This is a genomic window from Thermopolyspora flexuosa (genome assembly GCF_006716785.1).
Taxonomy (GTDB): domain Bacteria; phylum Actinomycetota; class Actinomycetes; order Streptosporangiales; family Streptosporangiaceae; genus Thermopolyspora; species Thermopolyspora flexuosa.
Map to the genome: position 1 here is coordinate 4,911,198 of NZ_VFPQ01000001.1, position 20,332 is coordinate 4,931,529.

Here is a 20,332-nt window from a genome sequence, read left to right on the forward strand (position 1 = left end):
TGCCGCCGGCACCCCGGTGCGGTTCCCGCCCTGCCGCCCCGGCACCGCGGAGTCCGGCTTCGGCCGCTGACGAACGAAGCCCGGGCGGCCACCACACGGTCGGTGGGGCACGTCCGGGTCCGGTCCGTCGAGTTCGGGCGCGTCCGGATGGCGGATCAGATGAGTCGCCTGCGGGCCGCCCAGGCGACCGCCTCGATGGCGGTGGCGACGCCGATGCGGTCGCAGATGCCGCGCAGCCGACGCCGCACGGTGCGCCCGCTCACGTCGAGCCGCCGCCCGACCCGGTCGACCGTGACGCCCTTGGCGAGCTCGGACAGCAGGAGCAGGTCCTCCTCGGTGAGCGTGACGCCCTCCGTGGCGACGACGCGATCGCCCCGTTGGGTAACCACATCGGAAACCGCCATCGGGAAACCTCCCTCACGACGAACTCGGCGATGTCGCTTTGTCTTGGCCCGCTCCGTGTCGAACGCTAAACGCATCGATCAAGGTCGTCAAGCGCTGTGCGGTGGTTCTGTGGAGAACCCCACAAACACGTCACCGAGGGGCATGATCGATTTTTACGATCACACCCCTCGGCGCCGAATTTGAGATTTCACGAAAACGGACGAAATATATCGTCCGGATTCACTGGATGGGCTTGACCAGCGGGAACAGGATCGTCTCCCGGATGTTCCTCCCGGTGAACGCCATGATCATCCGGTCGATGCCCACGCCCACGCCGCCGGTCGGCGGCATGCCGTACTCCAATGCCCGGAGGAAATCCTCGTCGAGCTGCATCGCCTCCGGATCCCCGCCCGCCGCGAGCAGCGACTGCTCGGTGAGCCGGCGCCGCTGCTCGATCGGATCGATGAGCTCCGAATACGCGGTGGCGAGCTCGGTGCCGAAACCGATGAGGTCCCATTTCTCGGTGAGCCGGGGGTCCTCCCGGTGCTGCCGGGTGAGCGGCGAGGTCTCGACGGGGTAGTCCATCACGAAGGTGGGCTGGATCAGCGTGTGCTCGACGAGCGCCTCGAACAGCTCCTGCACGAGCTTGCCCGGCCCCCACTTGGGGTCCCACGGCACCTCGCGCTTGTCCGCGAACCGCCGCAGCGTCTCCAGCGGCGTGTCCGGCGTGATCTCCTCGCCGAGCGCCTCCGAGACCGAGCCGTACAGGGTGATCCGCGGCCACTCCTCCAGCCCGAGGTCGTACTCCTTGCCCTCGTGCACCACGACCGTCGTGCCCAGCGCGGCCACCACGGCCCGCTGGTACATGCGCTGGGTGAGCCGCGCCATGTCGTGGTAGTCGAGGTACGTGCCGTACGCCTCGAGCATGGTGAACTCGGGGTTGTGCGTCGCGTCGGCGCCCTCGTTGCGGAAGTTCCGGTTGATCTCGAAGACCTTCTCGATGCCGCCGACCACGAGCCGCTTGAGGTAGAGCTCGATCGCGATGCGCAGATAGAGCTCCATGTCGTAGGCGTTGATGTGGGTCTTGAACGGCCGTGCCGCGGCGCCGCCGTGGATCGGCTGCAGCATCGGCGTCTCGACCTCGAGGTAGCCCTCCTCGTGCCAGAAGTCGCGCACCGCCCGCACGGTCTCGCTGCGCAGGTACGCCATGCGGCGCGCCTCGTCGTTCACGATCAGGTCGACGTAGCGCATGCGCACCCGGGCCTCGGGGTCGGTGAGACCCTTGTGCTTGTCCGGCAGCGGCCGCAGGCACTTGGAGGTCAGCGCCCACCGGTCCACCATGACCGACAGCTCACCGCGCCGCGACGTGACCACCTCGCCCTCGACGCCCACGTGGTCGCCGAGGTCGATGTCCCGCTTCCACCGGGCCAGCGCCTCCTCGCCGACGCGGTCGAGCGAGAGCATGATCTGCATCGCGGCCGTGCCGTCGCGAATCGTCGCGAAGCACAGCTTGCCGCTCGTCCGCAGCAGCATGACCCGGCCGGTGACCCCGACACGCTCGCCCGTCGCGGTGTCCGGCGCCAGCCCCTGGTGTTTCTCCCGCACCTCGGCGATGGTCGCGGTCCGCGGGAAGTTCACCGGGTAGGGGTCGATGCCCTCCTTGCGGAGGCGCTCCAGCTTCTCCCGGCGTACCCGGATCTGCTCGGGAAGCGAGGTCGTCGTCACATCTTCGGTCACAGGGTTAAGGGTAGCGAGGGCGCACACGTGATCTGGACCGAGGAGAACCGGGGGCACCCTCGCCCGCGCCCCCGATCACCCGCTCCGGACCGACGGCGCCGCCGCGGTGGGGCTCCTCCGGCCGATCCGGTACGGCCGGCACGCGCGGCGCGGGCCGGGTCACTGGGAGACGTTCTTCTGGTAGATGAGCCGCAGCCCGATGAGGGTGAGCCAGGGCTCGTGGATGTCGATCGACCCGGCCTCCCCGACGACGAGCGGGGCGAGGCTGCCGGTGGCGACGACGGTGACCTCCTCGGGGTTGGGGGAGAGCTCGGCGGCCATGCGCTCCACGATGCCGTCGACGAGCCCGGCGAAGCCGTACACGATGCCCGACTGCAGCGCCTCCACCGCGTTCTTGGCGATCACCGAGCGGGGGCGGACCAGCTCCACCTTGTGCAGCTGGGCACCGGCCGAGGCGAGCGCGTCCACGGAGATCTCGATGCCGGGCGCGGTCACCGCGCCCACGTACTCGCCCTTGGCGGAGACCGCGTCGAACGAGGTCGCGGTGCCGAAGTCGACCACCACGCACGGCCCGCGGTACAGGGTGTAGGCGGCGAGCGCGTTCACCACCCGGTCGGCGCCCACCTCCTTGGGGTTGTCCATGCGGACCGGCACCCCGGTGCGCACCCCGGGCTCGACCACGACCGTGGGCACGTCGCCGTAGTACCGGCGGGACATCTCCCGCATCTCGTTGAGCACCGACGGCACGGTCGAGCAGATCGCGATGCCGCTGATGTCGGCGTTCTTCAGCAGCGGCGACTGGGCGAGCAGCCCCTGCAGCACCACGGCGATCTCGTCGGCGGTGCGCCGCGGGTCGGTGGCGATCCGCCAGTGCTCGATGACCTCCTCTCCCTCGAACAGACCCAGCACCGTGTGGGTGTTACTGACGTCGACGGCCAGCAGCATCAGGCCCTCCGCAGGTCCAGCGCGATGTCCAGGGCGGCCGCGGAGTGGGTGAGCGCGCCCACCGCGAGGTAGTCGACGCCGGTCTCGGCGACCTCGCGGGCCGTCTCCAGGGTGAGACCGCCGCTGGCCTCCAGCCGCGCCCGGCCGTTCACCAGGCGCACCGCCTCGGCGAGCTCCTCGACGCCGAAGTTGTCCAGCAGGATCTCCTGCGCGCCCGCGTCGAGCACGGGCGGGATCTGGTCGATGCGGTCCACCTCGACCTCGATCGGCAGGTCCGGGTACGCCGCCCGCACCGCCAGGAACGCCTTGTCCACCCCTCCCGCGGCCACCACGTGATTGTCCTTGATCAGCGCGGCGTCGGACAGCGACATTCGATGGTTGACACCGCCGCCGCAGCGGACCGCGTACTTCTCCAGCGCGCGCAGCCCGGGGAGGGTCTTGCGGCTGTCCCGGATCTTCGCCTTGGTGCCGGCCACCGCGGCCACCCAGCGCGCGGTGAGGGTGGCGATGCCGGACAGGTGGGTGAGGAAGTTGAGCGCGGTGCGCTCCGCGGTGAGGATGTCCCGGGCCGGGCCGGTGACCGTCATCAGCACCTCGCCCGCCTTGACCGCGTCGCCGTCCTCGACGTGCCGCACCGCGGTCACCCGGTTCGCGGAGACCACGGCGAGCACCGCCTCGGCGACCGGCAGGCCGGCGACCACGCCGTCGCGGCGGGCGACGAAGTCGGCGACCGCGGTCTGCTCCTCCGGGATCGTCGCCCGGCTGGTGACGTCGCCCGCCTCGGTGAGGTCCTCGTCGAGCGCGGTGCGCACCAGGTGCAGCACGGCCTGCGGGTCGAGCCCGGCCGCGGTCAGATCGGCGTCGAGGTGCCTGGGAAGCACGGCGTCGTCGTGCGCCACGAAAGTCATCCCCCCATCCAGGGTCACGTCGAGGTGGCCGAGCCACTCCGCATCATTCCGCTCCGGGAAGTCCTCGCGCCAGTGCGACCCTCGGGTCTCCTTGCGGGCGAGCGCGGTCGCGGTGAGCACGGTGGCCACGGTGAGCAGGTTCGTCGCCTCCCAGGCGTCGGTGCCGGGGGCCACCGCGACCGGGGTCCACCGGGCGTCCATGAGGAAGCGGGCCACCTCGCGCAGGCTCTCCTCGCTGCGCAGCACGCCCGCGCCGCGGCTCATGTGCGCCTGGATGCGGGGCCGTACCCGCGGGTCGACGAGGCCGTGCGGCCGGGTGTCGGGCACCGGCTCGCCGGGCAGGGGGCGCGGCCGGGCGAGGTCGCGGGCGATGCGGCAGGCGAACACCAGGCCCTCGAGCAGCGAGTTCGAGGCGAGCCGGTTCGCGCCGTGCACGCCGGTGCTCGCCACCTCGCCGCAGGCGTACAGGCCGGGCACGGTGGTACGGCCCCGCGTGTCGGTGAGCACGCCGCCGCCGGAGTAGTGGGCGGCGGGCACCACCGGGATCGGCTCGGCCGCCGGGTCGATGCCGTGCTCCCGGCAGACCGCGTAGATCGTGGGGAACCGGCTGCGCCACTTCTCCTCGCCGAAGTGCCGGGCGTCGAGGTAGACGTGGTCGGCGCCGGTCTCCCGCATCCGCCGCATGATCGCCTTGGCCACCACGTCGCGCGGGGCGAGGTCGGCGAGCTCGTGCACGTCCCGCATGAACCGCTCGCCGTGCACATCGATGAGGAACGCCCCCTCGCCGCGCACCGCCTCGGAGATGAGCGGCTGCTGGCCGGTGGAGCCCTCGCCGAGCCACAGCACGGTGGGGTGGAACTGCACGAACTCCAGGTCGCGCACGACCGCCCCGGCGCGCAGCGCGAGCGCGAGCCCGTCCCCGGTGGACACCGCCGGGTTGGTGGTGGAGGCGAACACCTGGCCCATGCCGCCGGTGGCGAGCACGACCGCGCCGGCCCGCACCGCGCCCACGCCGTCGCGGGTGCCCTCCCCCATCACGTGCAGCGTGACGCCGCAGGCCCGCCCCTCGGCGTCGGTGAGCAGGTCGAGGGCGAGCGCGTGCTCGATCGTCTCGATGCCCCGCCGCCGCGCGGCCTCGACGAGGGCGCGCTGCACCTCCACGCCGGTGGCGTCCCCGCCCGCGTGCACGATGCGGTTGCGCCGGTGCCCGCCCTCGCGGCCGAGCCGCAGCTCGCCGTCCGGGCCGCGGTCGAACCGCGCGCCCTCGGTGATCAGCCAGCGCAGCGCCTCCGGCCCCTCGGTGACCAGCACCCGGACCGCGTACTCGTCGCACAGCCCGGCCCCGGCGGCGAGCGTGTCGCTCAGGTGCGCGGCCGGGGTGTCGTCGGGGTCGATGACCGCGGCGATGCCGCCCTGGGCCCACCGGGTCGACCCGGCGCCCAGCACGTCCTTGGTGACCACGAGCACCTTCGCGTCCGGCACCAGCTCCGCGTACCGCACCGCGACGGTGAGCCCGGCGATGCCGGAGCCGACGACCACGACGTCGGCGTGCACGGTCCAGCCGGGCTCAGGTGCGGTCAGCCGTCGGGGGAGGGCAGGGGCGCCGGTCACTTCGGCCTCCGGGGGTCGTACCTGAATTCGTCAACATGACGATAACGCGCCCCCGGCGGCGGCCGATTCCCGGGGCCGCCCCGCGCTCACTCCCCGGGCGGCGGCAGTGTGACGGTGACGTTGTCGATGAGCCGGGTGGTGCCGACCCGGGCGGCGACCGCGAGCACGGCCTCGCCGGCGTGGTCCTCGCCCACCTCCTCGAAGGTGGCGGGGTCGGCGAGCACGACGTAGTCGACCTGCAGCGGGGCGGCGTCGAGCACGGCCCGGGTGGCCGCGACGATCTCGGACGGGGTACGGCGGGCCGCGCCCTCGCGCAGCGCGCGGGAGAGGGCGAGCGCGATCTCGCGCTCCTCCGGCGAGAGGTACCGGTTGCGGCTCGACATCGCCAGGCCGTCCGGCTCGCGCACGATCGGGGCGCCGACGATGCGCACCGGCACGTCGAGGTCGGCCACCATGCGCCGGATCATGGCGAGCTGCTGCGCGTCCTTCTGCCCGAAGACCGCCACGTCCGGGCGGATGAGGTTGAACAGCTTGAGCACCACGGTGAGCACGCCGTCGAAGTGGCCGGGCCGGAAGTGTCCCTCGACGATCGTGCCCATGCGCCCGGACGACACGCCCACCTGCCGGTCCGGCGGGTACATCACGTCCGCCGACGGCGCGAAGATCAGGTCGACGCCCTCGGCGCGGCACGCCGCCACGTCGGCCTCGAAGGTCCGCGGGTACCGGTCGAAGTCCTCCCCCGGCCCGAACTGGAGGGGGTTGACGAAGATGCTCACCGCGACGAGGTCGGCGTGCTTCTTCGCGAGCCGTACCAGCGACAGGTGGCCCTCGTGCAGCGCGCCCATCGTGGGCACCAGGGCGAGGGTGGGCGCGCCGGGGCCCCCGGTGAGCCCGAGCTTGGTGCGCGCCTCGGCCAGCTCCCGGCGGTCTCGGGCGATGATCAGGTCCATCGGTTTCCCCCCAGTGCGTCGAGCAGCCGCTCGGCCTGTTCCGGCTTGAGCAGTCCCGCGGCGAGCGCCCGGTCGGCGGTGAGCCGGGCCAGGGCGACGTAGGCGTCGGCCGCCTCGGGCGCGGCGAGGATGAGCGCGTCCACGTGCTTGCGCACGGTGCCGGCGTCGCCGCGCACCACCGGCCCGGTGAGCCCGGCCATGCCGAGCCGCAGCGCGTTGTCGAGCGCGGCGCCGAGCAGCGGGCCGAGCATGCGCCCGGGGTGCTCCACGCCGATCCTCTCCAGCAGCTGCTCGGACTCGGCGACCAGGGTCACCATGTGGTTCGCCGCGCTCGCCAGCGCCGCGTGGTAGAGCGCCCGGTCCTTCTCCTCGATCCAGGAGGGCTCCCCGCCCATCTCGATCACCAGGGCCTCGGCGACCGGGCGCAGCGGGTCGGGCGCGGTGACCCCGAAGAAGCAGCCGGTGAGCCGGCGCAGGTCGTCGTCGCGGCCGGTGAAGGTCATCACCGGGTGCAGCGCGAGCGGCAGGGCACCGGCCTGGGTGGCCGGGTCGAACACGGCGAGGCCGTACGCGCCGCTGCAGTGCACGAGCAGCTTGCCGCGCACGTTCACGCCGGTGGCCACGAGGCCGGAGACGAGGCCGGGGAGCACGTCGTCGGGGACGGTGAGCAGCACCAGCCCGGCGGCCTCGACCACCTCCTCCGGCCGCACGATCTCGGTGACCCCGAGGCGTTCCACGGCGCGGCGACGGGAGGCGTCGGAGACGCCGCTCGCGGCGACGATGCGGTGTCCGGCCTGCGCGAGGGCGGCGCCGAGCGCCGAGCCGACCCGTCCGGCCCCGACGACGCCCACGTCGAGCCGCGCGGGGCGATCACTGAGGTCCATGACTTCGAGTCCCATCGCCATCGGGTCTGGCGGCGGTCCGCGGCGGCCCGCGGGCATGCGCCCGGACCGCCCGGGCCGACCGGCCACGGCAATGGCCCCAGCGTAACTTGTGGCGCCTCGGCGGGGCGCCGGAGGTCGCCGCACCGGGCCCGCAGAGGGAACGGGCCGAGGCGGCGGCCTCCGGCGAGGGGCAACGGTAGCGCAAAGCCCGCACCGAGCGCGCCGGCATGCGCACAATGCGCGACCGCCCGGGAGAAAGCCCGCATCACGGCGGCGTGAAGGTAGCGTCTTGTCGCGTGTGGATCACCTGGCGTGAAGCGATCCGGCGCGCCCTGTACGGCGAGCGCGGCTTCTACCTCCACCAGCGGCCCTCGGGGCACTTCCGCACCTCGGTCGCCGCCTCGCCGGTCTTCGCCGAGGCGATCGGCCGCCTGCTCGGCGACGTCGACGCGCGGCTCGGCCGTCCCGAGACGCTCGACTTCGTCGACATGGGCGCCGGGGACGGCACGCTCGCGGCCCGCGTGCTCGCGCTCGCCCCGCCGGAGCTCGCCGGCCGGCTGCGGGTGACCGCGGTGGAGCTCGCCCCGCGCCCGCCCGGCCTGCCCGCGCGGATCGCCTGGCGGCGTACCGTGCCGGACCGGGTGTGCGGCCTGGTGGTCGCGAACGAGTGGCTCGACAACGTCCCGCTCGACGTCGCCGAGCTCACCGAGCACGGCCCGCGGATCGTGCTCGTCGACCCGTGCACCGGGGCCGAGCGGCTCGGCGGCGAGCCGTGCGCCGAGGACCTCGCCTGGCTGGAGCGCTGGTGGCCGCTGCGCAAGCCCGGCGACCGGGCGGAGATCGGCCGCCCCCGGGACGAGGCGTGGGCGGCGCTCGTCGGCCGCCTGGAGCGCGGGCTCGTGGTCGCCGCCGACTACGCCCACTCGGTGCATGACCGGCCGCCCGCCGGAACGCTGACCGCCTACCGGGAGGGCCGTACGGTGCCGCCGGTGCCGGACGGCTCGTGCGACATCACCGCGCACGTCGCGCTCGACGCGGTCGCCGCGGCCGGGGAGCGGGCGGGGGCCACCGGGACCGTGCTCACCACCCAGCGCGAGGCGCTGCGCGCCCTCGGGGTCACCGGCGCCCGCCCGCCGCTCGACCTCGCCCGCACCGACCCGCGCGGCTACCTGCAGGCGCTGGCCAGGGCCGCGGAGGAGGCCGAGCTCATCGACCCGGCCGGCCTCGGCGCGTTCGGCTGGCTCGCCCAGCGGGTGAACCTCGCCTGACGCCGCTAGGCGGTCCCGGCGCCGAGCTCCCGCGCCACGGATCGCCGCGCCGCCAGGCGGGCGGGCAGGGCGGTGAGCGCCGCCGTGACCAGGAGGGTCGCGAGCGCGGCGCCGAGCGTCCAGGACAGGCGCGGCGGAACCGAGTCGCCGACGCCGAACAGCAGGTACGCGAGGAAGCCCAGCGGCACGCCGAGGACGGCGCCGGGCAGGCCGGGCAGCAGCTGGGCGGCGGACAGCCCCGCGGCGACCTGCCCGGGGGTGGCGCCGAGCGCGCGGGCGACGGCCAGGGTCGCCCGGGCCTCCATGGCGGTGGTCCAGGTGAAGGTGAGGATGTTCACGACGGCGAGCGCGACCAGCAGGACGGTGATCGCGAGCATCAGCCGGCGATCGTGCAGCCCCCGCAGGTTGGGCAGGGCGGTGGAGCCGTCCAGGCCGTAGCCCCGCTCCCGCTGGGCGTGGACGGTCAGCAGAACGGTGATCGCGACCACGGTGGTGGCGGTGGTGCACGCCTGCAGTACGGCACGGCCCGGCCGGCGGGCGGTCAGCCGGAGCCCGAGCAGCAGGGGCGTGGGCAGCAGCGCGGACAGCGCGGTGAGCCGAGGCCGGTGGCGGGGCGGGCGCGCGGCGGCGGCCAGCGCCGTGACGGTCGCCGTGCGCATCGCCCGCAGCGTGGGCCCCAGCGTGGACAGCACCGCCACCGCCACGGCGAGGACGGTCGCCGCGACGACGGCGGTGGCCGTCGGCTCGGCCTCGCCGATCCGGCTGGCGGTGGGGGCGGCGACGGCGGGCAGGGCCAGCCGGGCGATCGTCAGCCCGAGCGCGTCGCCGGCCAGCGCCGCCGCCAGGTACTCGGTGAACAGGACGGCGGCGATCAGGCCCGGCCCCGCGCCGACGGCCTTGAGCAGCCCGGCCCGGCGGGTCTGCTCGGCGACGCGCCCCGCGGCGAGCGTGGCCACTCCGGTGACGGCGAGAAAGCCGAGCAGCCAGCTCCCGATGACCAGGATGGGCTGGGCGTTCCGGAGGATCACCTTGTCGTGCTGGGCCGTGAACCACCAGGAGCGGAAGGTGCTCCGGAAGACGCGGACGGGGTGGTCGTCGCCGACGGTGTGGCGGAAGGTCTCCGCGGCGGCGGGGTCGCGCAGTTTGAGGTCGATGGCCGTGGTCACCGGCAGGTTCCGTGACTCGGCCAGCGCCCGGGCGTCCGATCGGGTCATCCAGGCCAGGCCGGTGTAGTCGCTGGGCCCGCCGTACGGGCCGATCTGCGCGCCCCACGGGTAGATGGAGGTGGCCGCGGTGACGGCGATCCCCACGACGGGGTAGGAGCGGCCGGCGATGGTGACACGGTCGCCGACGTCCACGCCGAGCGCGACGGCGAAGCCGCGTTCGAGGACCGTGCCGCCGGGCCGTACCCACCGCCCGGAGGTGACCAGCGGCCGGTTGACCGGGCCGGGCGTCTCGGCGAAGCCGTGCACCACCACCGGGGACGACACCGCGTCGCGCGTGGTGAGGTCGGCGTAGACGATGCGGTAGGGGCCGTGGTGGGCGGCCACGTCGGGTCGGTCGGTCAGCGAGGCCAGCGCGGCGGTGACCTCGGGGCCGGACTCGCCGGAGAGCACCACCACGTCCGGCCCGGCGGTGGCCGCGCGGGTCTGCGCGTACAGCGCGTCGCTCACGCCGTGCAGGGACAGCCCCATCGCCATCGTGGCGGTGGCCACGGTGACCGACAGCAGGAGCATCGCGGCCTGGGCCGGGTGGCGGCGCACGTCGGCGAGCGCCAGGCGCAGGACGAGCACGATGGAACCCACGCGGTCAGTCCCCCAGCCCCAGCAGCCCGCCGAGCCCGCCGAGGCCGCGCGGCCGGGCGGCGGCCAGGTGGGTGTCGTCGACGAACATGCCGTCGCGCATCGACACCAGCCGGTCCGCGGTGGCCGCGACGCGTTCGTCGTGCGTGACGATCACGAGGGTCTGTCCCGCGGCGCGCAGCTCCTCGAAGATCCGCAGCACGTCGAGGGTGGCCGCGGTGTCCAGGTTGCCGGTCGGCTCGTCGGCGAGGACGACCAGCGGCTCGTTGACCAGCGCGCGGGCGATGGCGACCCGCTGCCGCTGCCCGCCCGACAACCGTGCGGGCAGGTGCCGGGCCCGGCCGGCGAGCCCGACCCGGTCCAGCAGCAGCATCGCCCGCCGCCTGGCCTCGCGCGGCGAGCGCCCGGCCAGCAGCGCGGGCAGTTCCACGTTCTCGGCCGCCGACAGCTCCTCCACCAGGTGGAAGGACTGGAAGACGAACCCCACCGACCGGCGGCGCATGCGCGCCAGAGCCCGCTCGCTCAGCGTGTCGATGCGCCGCCCGGCCACCCACACCTCTCCCGCGGTGGGGCGCTCCAGGCCGCCCAGCAGGTGCAGCAGGGTCGACTTCCCGCATCCGCTGGGGCCCATGACGGCCAGCGTCTGTCCCTCGGGGACCTCAAGGTCGACCTCGTCCACCGCGCGGACGAGGCTCTGCCCCCGGCCGAAGTGCTTCACCAGGCCGCGGGCCCGGATCACGGCGCCCGACATGGTCATCCACCCCCGGCCTCGGCACCGGCCCCGGACCAGGCCCGCTCACAGGCGTCCAGCCAGCGCAGATCCGCCTGCAACCGCAGCACGACACCTTCCAGCAGCGGCCCGGCGCCCGACGCCGCGGGCTCGGCCAGCGCCGCCTGCTGCACCTCACGCAGGCGGCGCAGCAGCTCACGGCGCTGCGCCGCCACGAGCTCCACCGGGTCGGCCAGCCGGGTCGCCGCCGCTGCGGCGAGCTTCAGGTGGAACTCCGCCAGGTCCGGCTTCGGCCAGCCCACCTCGCCGAGCCATGCCGTCACCCGTTCCCGCCCGGCCGGCGTGAGCGCGTAGACCTTGCGCTCCGGCCGCTCGGGAAGGCCCTCCGCACGCTCCGCGACGACGAGCCCCGCCCGCTCCAACCGGGCCAACGTCACATAGATCTGGCCACGGTTCATGGACTCGCCCAGGGGGCCGAGAGCGCGCCGCAACCGGGCGTGCAGGTGGTACCCGTGCGATGGCTCCTTGGCGAGAAACGCCAGCACCGCATCCTGCATGCCATCCCCTAACCGCTGGCCCCTAACGGTTGGCCAATAGATAGCGGTTAGCCATGTAAGTGTCAAACGGACGGCTGGTGATGCGCCGAGCGCCTCCGCGGCGCGGGCGTGATCTCGGGGAGCGCCCTGGCCGGACCGTCGAGGGCTCCGAACCGCTCGTACGGCGCGTCCCGCCGCGCCGCGAGGCCGGTCCTCCGCCGGGCGGACCGATCACCGAATGGGCCGAATGTCCTCACGAACCCGCAAGACACGACAGGACGCCGCGAGCGGCACAGGCGGTCGGTACGGACGCCGGCCGTCGCCGACGACGGGATTCCCTTCGCCGTCCGCCGGGTACGGCCGGCCGTACCCGGCGGCGTAGGGCGAGCCGGTGCGCCCGTCGCCGTGAGGAACGCCGGACACCCGCGGCGAGCCCGCGATCCGGCGGTCGCCCCGGCGCCGCGAACCCGGGACCCGTTCGACGGCGCCGGGCGGGGAAAGGTCAGCCGGTGCGCAGCTCCAGGGCCTTGAGGCCGCGCATGATGTAGCCGGGCTTCCACTCCGGCTCGGTCACGAGCCCGATGTCCGGGGCGGCGCGCAAGATCGCGGAGAAGGACTCGGCGAGCTCGATCTTGGCGAGCGGCGCGCCGAGGCAGTAGTGGATGCCGAGGCCGAAGGAGATGTGCGGGTTGGGGTCGCGGCCCAGGTCGAGCCGGTCGGGGTCGTCGAACACCTCCGGGTCCCGGTTGGCCGAGCCGAACAGCAGGGCGACCTCCGAGCCGCGCGGGATGCGCACGCCGCGGACCTCGATGTCCTCCAGCACCCAGCGCTCGAACATCTGGGCCGGGGTGTCCCAGCGCAGCAGCTCCTCCACGGCGGTGGCGACGAGCTCCTGGTCGCCGTCCCGCACCGCGGCGCGCAGCCGGTCGAGCTGGTCGGGGTTGCGGAACAGCGCCCACCAGCCGTTGCCGGTGGCGTTCACGGTGGCCTCGTGCCCGGCGTTGAGCAGCAGCACGCAGGTGCCGATCAGCTCGTCCTCGGTGAGCCGGTCGCCCTCGTCGGCGACCTGGGCGAGCTGGGAGATCAGGTCGTCGCCGGGGTTCGCGCGGCGGGCCGCGGCCAGCTCGCGCAGGTAGGCGGCGAACTCCTCGGCGGCGCGCACCGCCGCCCGCTGGGCCTCGAGCGGCGGGTTGAGCTCGTACATCAGGCACATGTCGTTCGACCAGGGCCGCAGCAGGTGCCGGTCGGACTCGGGCACGCCGAGCATGTCGGCGATCACGGTGACCGGCAGCGGCTCGGCCACCTCGGCGATGAGGTCGCCGCCGCCCTTCTCGGCGAACCGGGTGGCGAGCTCGGTGGCGATCGCCCGGATCCGGGGCCGCAGCGACTCCACCATGCGCGGCGTGAACGCCTTCGACACCAGGCGGCGCAGCCGGGTGTGCACGGGCGGCTCGACGTCGAGCATGCCCGCGCGGACCACCCGCCAGAACGGCGCGTGCCAGTCCGGCTCGGGCTCCCGGCCGAACTCCTCGTGCGTGGCGACGTGGAGATAGGTACGGCCCAGCCGCCGGTCGCGCAGCAGCGCGTCGACGTCGGCGTGGCGGGCGATGAGCCACTGGTTGGTGGGCTCGAAGTACGTCACCGGCTCCTGCTCGCGCAGGTGGGCGTACACGTCGTAGGGGTGGGCGACGAATTCCGGATCCCAAGGGTCAAACCGCACGGACCAATCCTAAACAGCAATCTGATCCTGATCATGGTGCAAACTTGCCTAATCCACCCAGCCGATGCGGCCATCCCTTGCCGCCGGGCCGTACGGCGGGCCGGGCGGGCCCGCGCCCTCGGCGATACTGGGGGCATGACCGAGCGCACAGTGGGGATCGGGGCCGCCGCGGCCGTACCGGGCGAGACCGAGGACACCGTCCTGGCCATCGGCCCGCAGCACCCCTCGGCCCACGGCGCGCTCCGGCTGCGGCTCACCCTCGACGGCGAGCGCATCGTCGCCGCCGAGCCGATCGTCGGCTTCCTGCACCGGGGCGCGGAGAAGCTGTTCGAGGTCCGCGACTACCGGCAGATCATCATGCTCGCCAACCGCCACGACTGGCTGTCGGCGTTCGCCAACGAGCTGGGCGTGGTGCTCGCGGTGGAGCGCATGCTCGGCATGGCCGTACCGGAGCGGGCGGTCTGGGCGCGCACCCTGCTCGCCGAGCTCAACCGGGTGCTCAGCCACCTGATGTTCCTCTCCGTCCACCCGCTCGACCTCGGCTCGGCCCCGCCCGGCCTCGGCGTCGCCGAGCGCGAGGAGCTGCGCACGGTGCTGGAGGAGGCCACCGGCGGCCGCATGCACTACATGTTCAACCGGGTCGGCGGACTGAAGGAGGACCTGCCGGAAGGCTGGCTCGACCACGTGACGCGGGCCGTCGCCGCGGTACGGCGCCGCCTCCCCGACTACGAGGAGCGCATCCTCGCCGACCCCGCCTTCCGGGAGCGCACGGTCGGCATCGGCCGCCTCGGCCGCGAGACGATCCTGCAGTACGGCATGACCGGCCCGATCGCCCGCGCCTCCGGCGTCGCGTTCGACCTGCGCCGCGACGACCCCTACCTGGCGTACGGCGAGCTGAAGGTCACCCCGGTGACCGAGACGGCCGGGGACTGCCACGCCCGGTTCCGGGTGCTGCTGCGCCAGGTCGAGCAGTCGCTCACGCTCGCCGAGGAGTGCACGGCGCGGCTGCGCGAGCTGCCGGGCCCGGTCAACCAGCGGCTGCCGAAGGTGCTCCGGGTGCCCGAGGGCCACACCTACGCCTGGACCGAGAGCCCGCTCGGCGTCAACGGCTACTACCTGGTCTCCCGCGGCGACACCACTCCGTGGCGGCTCAAGCTCCGCTCGGCCTCGTTCAACAACGTGCAGGCGCTGCGCGAGGTGCTGCCCGGCCACACCGTCGCCGACCTCGTCCCCATCCTCGGCTCGATGTTCTTCGTCGTCGGCGACATCGACAAGTAGCGGCCCCGGCCGCTACCGGTCGGCCGGCCGCGGCCCGTTCGTGTCGCCGGGGTCCTTGGGCACGCGGCAGCAGTGCTCCAGGTAGAGGGCGGCGCAGACGAGCAGCACGCAGGCGAGGAACGAGCCGCCGCCGACGAGGGCGTCGTGCCGCGGCTTGGGCAGGCTGAGCAGGTCGAGCACGCGGAGCACGAACCCGGCGAAGATCCCCGCGAACACCGACCCGGCGAGCGCCGAGGCCTTGGCGAGGGCGACGAGCCGGGCGACCGCGATCGGGTCGACCGGCTTGGTGCCCGGCTTACGGAGGATGCGCGCCCGGGTGCTCCAGCCGGCGTACGCCTCGCCGAGGGCGAGCAGCCCCACGGTGGGGATCGCGGTCCACGGCAGCGTCTGGATCTCGGAGTAGACCCCCTGGAGCACCGCCCAGGTGAGCGCGGCGGAGACGACCACCAGGGCGACGAGCAGACCGGGATGGCTGGGCTTCACACGCCTCCTTAGGTGGGAGGTTGCAGCTTGAGGTCCGGGCGCCGCCGCACGCCCTCCTGGTCGAGGGAGGCGAGCAGGGCGGCCACCGAGCCGCGGCCGGGCAGCTCGGCGTCCGGATCGGCCTCCACCCAGGGCACGAGCACGAACGCGCGCTCGTGGGCCAGGGGGTGCGGCAGGGTGAGCTCCGGCTCCTCCATGATCACATCGTCGACCATGATCAGGTCGACGTCGAGGGTGCGCGGCCCCCACCGCTCGGTGCGCACCCGGCCGAACGCCCGCTCCACGTTCATCGCGCGCTCGAGCAGCGTGTGCGGGTCGAGCTCGGTCTCCCCGATCACCACGGCGTTGAGGTACGGCCCCTGCTCCGGCCCGCCCACCGGCTCGGTCTCGTACACCGAGGACATGGTGACGAACTCCAGCCCCGGGGCGTCGAAGAGGGTGTCGATCGCGCCCTGCAGGTTCTCCAGCCGTCGCCCCAGGTTGCTGCCCAGCCCGATCACGACTCGCATGACCGCCTCCGTCTGATCGTCACCACCACGTCGTCGAACGGCACCGGGATGGGCGCGGCGGGCTTGTGCACGCTCACCTCCACCTCCTCGACGCGCTCGTACGACAGGCAGACCTGCGCCAGCCGCTCGGCGAGGGTCTCGATGAGCTTCACCGGCTCACCGGAGACCACCTCGGCGAGGCGCGTGGCGAGCTCGCCGTAGTCGACCGTGCGGGTCAGGTCGTCCGTGGCCGCGGCCTGCCTGGTGTCGAGGTGGAGCGTGACGTCCACCGTGAACTCCTGGCCGAGCTCCCGCTCGGCGGGCAGTACCCCGTGCCGGCCGCGGGCCCGGATGCCCCGCACCGTGATGGCGTCGAGCGCCGTCACAGGACCTCCTGCCCGTCCTCGTCGTCCTCACCGCCCTGGAGCACCGGAGAGCCGTGGTGGATCCACAGCCGCCAGCCCTGCGGGGTGAGCACGAACGTGTTCGTGGCCACCACCTTTCCCGCGACGAAGCCGGTCTCACCCTCGTCCCCGGCGGTGAGGATGTTCTCCGCGCAGCACACCACGGCGACGTCGCCGACCACGCTGGTGCGCACGTCGGTGAGCACGAACTGGATGTACGGCGTGTTCGCCATGATCAGCGCCCAGGAGCGCAGCACCTCGCGGCGGCCGGTGACCATGCCCCAGCCGGGGTGCACGCACACGACCTCGCGGCCGTCGGCGTCCTCGGCCCAGATCCGCTCCATGCGGTCGAGGTCGCCGTTCTCGATCGCGCTGTAGAACTCCTGGTTGAGCGTCTCGATCTCGGCGACGACGCTCACCCGGCGCCCCCCGCCCGCCAGGCGGCCGCGACGCGAACCGCGTCCGCGTTCGGGCGGACGTCGTGCACCCGCACGCACCAGGCGCCCGCGGCGGCCGCGAGCGCGCTCACCGCGGCCGTGGCGACGTCGCACTCCTCGAACGGCCGGGCGGTGCCGTCGGGCGCGGCGAGCAGGCGGCTGAGGAAGCGCTTGCGGGACGCGCCGACGAGGATCGGGTAGCCGAGCTCGGCGAGCCGGTCGAGGTGCTTGAGCAGCGCCCAGTTGTGCTCGGGCCGCTTGGCGAACCCGAGGCCGGGGTCGATGATGATCTGCTCCTCGGCGACGCCCTCGGCGAGCACCGAGTCGACCCGCTTGGCGAGCTCCTCGCGCACCTCGGTGACCACGTCGGCGTAGATGGCGCGGCTGTCCATGTCGTGGCTGTGGCCGCGCCAGTGCATCACCACGTACGGCACGCCGGTGGCGGCGACCACGCGGGGCATCGCCGGATCGGCGAGGCCGCCGCTCACGTCGTTGACGAGGGCCGCGCCGGCCTCGACCGCGATCTCGGCCACCTCGGCGCGCATCGTGTCCACGCTGACCGTGACGCCCTCGGCCGCGAGCGCGCGGATCACCGGCTCGACCCGCCGGATCTCCTCCTCGAGCGGCACCCGGGCGGCGCCCGGCCGGGTGGACTCACCGCCCACGTCGACGATGTCGGCGCCCTGCGCCACCAGGTCCAGGCCGTGCCGGATCGCGGCCGACGTGTCGAACCATCGGCCGCCGTCGGAGAACGAGTCGGGGGTGACGTTCACCACGCCCATCACCAGGCACCGCGCCCGCTCCGGCAGCCCACGCAGGCTCCATGAGGTCATGTCCTCCAGCGTAGGGCGTCGGGCCTCGTCGCCTCGACGGCCGGTGGGTTCGATGCCGGTCATCGGCGGCCCAGGATGAGTGCCATCGCCTCGGCCCGGGTGCGGTCGCTGCTGCGGAAGTTGCCGCGCACCGCCGAGGTGATCGTCTTCGCGCCCGGCTTGCGCACGCCGCGCATGGTCATGCACAGGTGCTCGGCCTCGATCACCACGATCACGCCGCGCGGTTCCAGCACCCGCATGAGCGCGTCGGCGACCTGGGAGGTCATGCGCTCCTGGAGCTGGGGGCGGCGGGCGTAGACGTCGATCAGCCGGGCGAGCTTGGACAGGCCCGTGACCTGTCCCTTGTCGTTGGGGATGTACCCGACGTGGGCGACGCCGTAGAACGGCACGAGGTGGTGCTCGCACACGCTCGACACCTCGATGTCCCGCACCAGGACCATCTCGTCGTGGTCGGCGTCGAAGACGGTGGTGAGCACGTCCTCGGGGTTCTGCCGCAGCCCGGCGAACTGCTCGGCGTACGCGCGGGCGACGCGGGCGGGGGTGTCACGCAGGCCCTCGCGGTCGGGATCCTCGCCGATGGCGATGAGGATCTCGCGAACGGCCTTCTCGATGCGGGCCGCGTCGAACGGCGGGGGCTCCGGGCGGCGTTCCGGCATCAGTTCGCTGTCCATGAGACTTCCTTACCGGCCCGGCGCGACTCACGGGGCGCCGGCACCAGGCCGTCGTGTCACCGGCGATTTCTTCGCCAATGTCTGTTTTAACCGATATATATGGCCTACAACGACAGCGGGGTCGGTGCGAAGACCGACCCCGTCGCCGCAGGCTCCGTTATGCCTCGTCCTTGGGGGCACGTTCGCTCAGCCACGGCTGGTCGGCCGGCGATCCTCCGCTCGGGCCGCCGTTCGGTCCTCCGGAGGGCAGCGCCGGGCTCGACCCGTTGCCCGCCCGCTCCTTGGGGGTGAGGACCGGCGGGCGGTCGGAGGGCAGGCGCTTGCCGTAGCCGAGGTAGGACGGGCGGTGCTCCTTCTTGCGCACCGGGGCGAAGATCCGCAGGACCTCCTCGCGGGAGAGGGTCTCCTTCTCCATCAGCTCGAGGACGAGGTTGTCGAGCACGTCGCGGTACTCGACGAGGATCTCCCACGCCCGGTCGTGCGCGGTCTCGATGAGCCGGCGCACCTCCTCGTCGATCGCCGAGGCGACCTTCTCGGAGTAGTCGCGCTCGTGGCCCATGTCGCGGCCGAGGAACACCTCGCTCGAGCCGCTGCCGAACTTGCGGGCGCCGAGCTGCTCGCTCATGCCGTACTCGGTGACCATGCGGCGGGCGATCTGGGTCGCCTTCTCGATGTCGTTCGCCGCGCCGGTGGTCGGCTCGTGGAACACCAGCTCCTCGGCGGTGCGGCCGCCGAGCAGCATGGCGAGCTGGTCCATCATCTCCGAGCGCGTGGCGAGGAACTTGTCCTCCATCGGCAGCGTCATCGTGTAGCCGAGGGCGCGGCCGCGGGACAGGATCGTGATCTTGTGGACCGGGTCGGCGTTCGGCAGCGCGTGCGCCACCAGGGCGTGGCCGCCCTCGTGGTACGCGATGATCTTCTTCTCCTGGTCGGACATGACCCGGCTCTTGCGCTCCGGCCCGGCCATCACGCGGTCGATCGCCTCTTCCAGCGTCGCCTGCGAGATGAGCTTCTCGTCCTTACGGGCGGTGAGCAGCGCGGCCTCGTTGATCACGTTCGCCAGGTCGGCGCCGGTGAAGCCCGGGGTACGGCGGGCGATGGTGTCCAGGTCCACCTCGGGCGCGAACGGCTTGCCGCGGGCGTGCACCCGCAGGATGCCCTTGCGGCCCTCGAGGTCCGGCCGGTCGATGACGATCTGCCGGTCGAAGCGGCCCGGGCGGAGCAGCGCCGGGTCGAGGATGTCCGGCCGGTTGGTCGCGGCGATGAGGATCACGCCGCCCTTGACGTCGAAGCCGTCCATCTCGACGAGCAGCTGGTTGAGCGTCTGCTCGCGCTCGTCGTGGCCGCCGCCGAGGCCCGCGCCGCGGTGCCGGCCGACCGCGTCGATCTCGTCGATGAAGATGATCGCCGGGGCGTTCGCCTTCGCCTGCTCGAACAGGTCGCGCACCCGGGAGGCGCCGACACCGACGAACATCTCCACGAAGTCCGAACCGGAGATCGAGTAGAACGGCACGCCGGCCTCGCCGGCCACGGCACGGGCGAGCAGGGTCTTACCGGTGCCCGGCGGGCCGTACAGCAGCACGCCCTTGGGGATCTTCGCGCCGATCGCCTGGAACTTCGCCGGGTTCTGCAGGAACTCCTTGATCTCCTGGAGCTCCTCGATCGCCTCGTCCGCGCCGGCGACGTCCGCGAAGGTGGTCTTGGGGGTGTCCTTCGTGACCAGCTTGGCCTTGGACTTGCCGAAGCTCATCACCCGTGAGCCACCGCCCTGCATCTGGTTCATGATGAACAGGAAGATGAGGACGATGATCACGATGGGCAGGAAGCTCACCAGCAGCCCGACCAGGAAGTTCTCCCGGGGCACCTCGACCGTCCAGCCCTGCCGCGGGTTGGCCCGCTCGAGCGCCTCGACGAGCTGGAGGCCCTGACCGGCGACCCACGAGGAGTAGTAGCTCTGCCCGTCGGTCGTGGTGACCTCGATGCGCTGGTCCTTGTCGATGATCTTGGCGTTCGCGACCTTGCCCTGCTCGATCAACGCAACGATCTTCGAGGTGTCGGTGCGTTCATAGTTGCCGTCGCCACCGAACATCGTGGTGACGAGCAGGAGCAACACGACGATGCCTAGGATCCACAGCAGTGGCCCACGTGTAAATCGCTTGAGATCCATTGATGCGGAACCCCGGCGGGCCCGTCCCTTCCTGACCAAGGCCTGGCACCCCCTCAACCGAGGGGTCGCGGCATCCCTCCGCCGCTCCTTCTGAGT

19 protein-coding genes are annotated in these 20,332 nt (G+C 73.1%); 2 read left to right on the top strand and 17 right to left on the bottom strand.

What is annotated here, in order from left to right:
• Positions 1-155: 155 nt before the first annotated feature.
• The 6 genes from FHX40_RS21060 to FHX40_RS21085 form a co-directional block, all read right to left on the bottom strand.
• Entirely contained in the window at positions 156-404 is a 249-nt protein-coding gene (locus FHX40_RS21060; RefSeq protein WP_142261214.1) for a helix-turn-helix domain-containing protein, read from the bottom strand.
• A gap of 220 nt (positions 405-624) precedes the next feature.
• Positions 625-2,121, bottom strand: coding sequence for a bifunctional lysylphosphatidylglycerol synthetase/lysine--tRNA ligase LysX (gene lysX / locus FHX40_RS21065; RefSeq protein ID WP_142261215.1), 1,497 nt, complete (start codon positions 2,119-2,121; stop codon positions 625-627).
• A 159-nt stretch (positions 2,122-2,280) separates the two neighbouring features.
• A complete protein-coding gene (locus FHX40_RS21070; protein WP_142261216.1) occupies positions 2,281-3,066 on the bottom strand; it encodes a type III pantothenate kinase in 786 nt (261 codons plus the stop codon).
• Positions 3,066-5,585, bottom strand: coding sequence for an L-aspartate oxidase (locus FHX40_RS21075; RefSeq protein ID WP_142261217.1), 2,520 nt, complete (start codon positions 5,583-5,585; stop codon positions 3,066-3,068). The genes FHX40_RS21070 and FHX40_RS21075 overlap by 1 nt, the downstream gene beginning before the upstream one ends.
• A gap of 86 nt (positions 5,586-5,671) precedes the next feature.
• Positions 5,672-6,535: a pantoate--beta-alanine ligase gene (gene panC, locus FHX40_RS21080; protein ID WP_142261218.1), complete on the bottom strand. Its 864-nt coding sequence runs from the start codon at positions 6,533-6,535 to the stop codon at positions 5,672-5,674.
• On the bottom strand, positions 6,526-7,419 hold the full coding sequence (locus FHX40_RS21085; protein ID WP_142261219.1) for a Rossmann-like and DUF2520 domain-containing protein: 894 nt from the start codon (positions 7,417-7,419) through the stop codon (positions 6,526-6,528). Before FHX40_RS21085 ends, panC begins: the two co-directional genes overlap by 10 nt.
• A 296-nt stretch (positions 7,420-7,715) precedes the next feature.
• Here FHX40_RS21085 and FHX40_RS21090 point away from each other — a divergent pair, with 296 nt between their 5' ends.
• Positions 7,716-8,687 (top strand): SAM-dependent methyltransferase, encoded by a 972-nt coding sequence (locus tag FHX40_RS21090; RefSeq protein ID WP_211350345.1) that lies wholly within the window; start codon positions 7,716-7,718, stop codon positions 8,685-8,687.
• Between the two features lie 5 nt (positions 8,688-8,692).
• Here the strand turns inward: FHX40_RS21090 and FHX40_RS21095 are convergent, their stop codons facing one another.
• The 4 genes from FHX40_RS21095 to FHX40_RS21110 form a co-directional block, all read right to left on the bottom strand.
• Positions 8,693-10,492, bottom strand: a complete 1,800-nt coding sequence (locus tag FHX40_RS21095) for an FtsX-like permease family protein (protein ID WP_142261221.1) — start codon at positions 10,490-10,492, stop codon at positions 8,693-8,695.
• A 4-nt stretch (positions 10,493-10,496) separates the two neighbouring features.
• Entirely contained in the window at positions 10,497-11,246 is a 750-nt protein-coding gene (locus FHX40_RS21100; RefSeq protein WP_142261222.1) for an ABC transporter ATP-binding protein, read from the bottom strand.
• Positions 11,243-11,776: a PadR family transcriptional regulator gene (locus FHX40_RS21105; protein ID WP_142261223.1), complete on the bottom strand. Its 534-nt coding sequence runs from the start codon at positions 11,774-11,776 to the stop codon at positions 11,243-11,245. Before FHX40_RS21105 ends, FHX40_RS21100 begins: the two co-directional genes overlap by 4 nt.
• A 481-nt stretch (positions 11,777-12,257) precedes the next feature.
• Entirely contained in the window at positions 12,258-13,475 is a 1,218-nt protein-coding gene (locus tag FHX40_RS21110) for a cytochrome P450 (RefSeq protein ID WP_142261224.1), read from the bottom strand.
• A gap of 135 nt (positions 13,476-13,610) precedes the next feature.
• Between FHX40_RS21110 and FHX40_RS21115 the strand changes: the two genes are divergently transcribed.
• On the top strand, positions 13,611-14,753 hold the full coding sequence (locus FHX40_RS21115; RefSeq protein WP_142261225.1) for an NADH-quinone oxidoreductase subunit D: 1,143 nt from the start codon (positions 13,611-13,613) through the stop codon (positions 14,751-14,753).
• Positions 14,754-14,765: 12 nt separating this feature from the next.
• Here the strand turns inward: FHX40_RS21115 and FHX40_RS21120 are convergent, their stop codons facing one another.
• From FHX40_RS21120 to ftsH, 7 genes are all read right to left on the bottom strand, one after another.
• Positions 14,766-15,236 (bottom strand): DUF3180 domain-containing protein, encoded by a 471-nt coding sequence (locus FHX40_RS21120; protein ID WP_142261226.1) that lies wholly within the window; start codon positions 15,234-15,236, stop codon positions 14,766-14,768.
• Positions 15,237-15,244: 8 nt separating this feature from the next.
• Complete coding sequence (gene folK / locus FHX40_RS21125) at positions 15,245-15,745, bottom strand: 2-amino-4-hydroxy-6-hydroxymethyldihydropteridine diphosphokinase (protein WP_142261227.1); 501 nt, start codon at positions 15,743-15,745, stop codon at positions 15,245-15,247.
• Positions 15,733-16,110, bottom strand: a complete 378-nt coding sequence (folB, locus tag FHX40_RS21130; RefSeq protein ID WP_142261228.1) for a dihydroneopterin aldolase — start codon at positions 16,108-16,110, stop codon at positions 15,733-15,735. The genes folK and folB overlap by 13 nt, the downstream gene beginning before the upstream one ends.
• Entirely contained in the window at positions 16,107-16,547 is a 441-nt protein-coding gene (locus tag FHX40_RS21135) for a nuclear transport factor 2 family protein (protein WP_142261229.1), read from the bottom strand. Before FHX40_RS21135 ends, folB begins: the two co-directional genes overlap by 4 nt.
• Positions 16,544-17,398 (bottom strand): dihydropteroate synthase, encoded by an 855-nt coding sequence (gene folP, locus FHX40_RS21140; protein WP_142261230.1) that lies wholly within the window; start codon positions 17,396-17,398, stop codon positions 16,544-16,546. The genes FHX40_RS21135 and folP overlap by 4 nt, the downstream gene beginning before the upstream one ends.
• Positions 17,399-17,457: 59 nt before the next feature.
• Entirely contained in the window at positions 17,458-18,069 is a 612-nt protein-coding gene (gene folE, locus FHX40_RS21145) for a GTP cyclohydrolase I FolE (protein ID WP_142261231.1), read from the bottom strand.
• A 157-nt stretch (positions 18,070-18,226) separates the two neighbouring features.
• Positions 18,227-20,236 (bottom strand): ATP-dependent zinc metalloprotease FtsH, encoded by a 2,010-nt coding sequence (gene ftsH, locus FHX40_RS21150; RefSeq protein WP_142261232.1) that lies wholly within the window; start codon positions 20,234-20,236, stop codon positions 18,227-18,229.
• Positions 20,237-20,332: the final 96 nt, after the last annotated feature.

Coding starts and splice junctions, on each gene's coding strand:
- FHX40_RS21115 (WP_142261225.1), top strand. CDS start 13,611: ATGACCGAGCGCACAGTGGGGATCGGGGCCGCCGCGGCCGTACCGGGC.
- FHX40_RS21105 (WP_142261223.1), bottom strand. CDS start 11,776: ATGCAGGATGCGGTGCTGGCGTTTCTCGCCAAGGAGCCATCGCACGGG.
- panC (WP_142261218.1), bottom strand. CDS start 6,535: ATGGACCTGATCATCGCCCGAGACCGCCGGGAGCTGGCCGAGGCGCGC.
- FHX40_RS21085 (WP_142261219.1), bottom strand. CDS start 7,419: ATGGACCTCAGTGATCGCCCCGCGCGGCTCGACGTGGGCGTCGTCGGG.
- folE (WP_142261231.1), bottom strand. CDS start 18,069: ATGGACAGCGAACTGATGCCGGAACGCCGCCCGGAGCCCCCGCCGTTC.
- ftsH (WP_142261232.1), bottom strand. CDS start 20,236: ATGGATCTCAAGCGATTTACACGTGGGCCACTGCTGTGGATCCTAGGC.
- FHX40_RS21060 (WP_142261214.1), bottom strand. CDS start 404: ATGGCGGTTTCCGATGTGGTTACCCAACGGGGCGATCGCGTCGTCGCC.
- FHX40_RS21070 (WP_142261216.1), bottom strand. CDS start 3,066: ATGCTGCTGGCCGTCGACGTCAGTAACACCCACACGGTGCTGGGTCTG.
- folP (WP_142261230.1), bottom strand. CDS start 17,398: ATGACCTCATGGAGCCTGCGTGGGCTGCCGGAGCGGGCGCGGTGCCTG.
- folK (WP_142261227.1), bottom strand. CDS start 15,745: ATGCGAGTCGTGATCGGGCTGGGCAGCAACCTGGGGCGACGGCTGGAG.
- FHX40_RS21100 (WP_142261222.1), bottom strand. CDS start 11,246: ATGACCATGTCGGGCGCCGTGATCCGGGCCCGCGGCCTGGTGAAGCAC.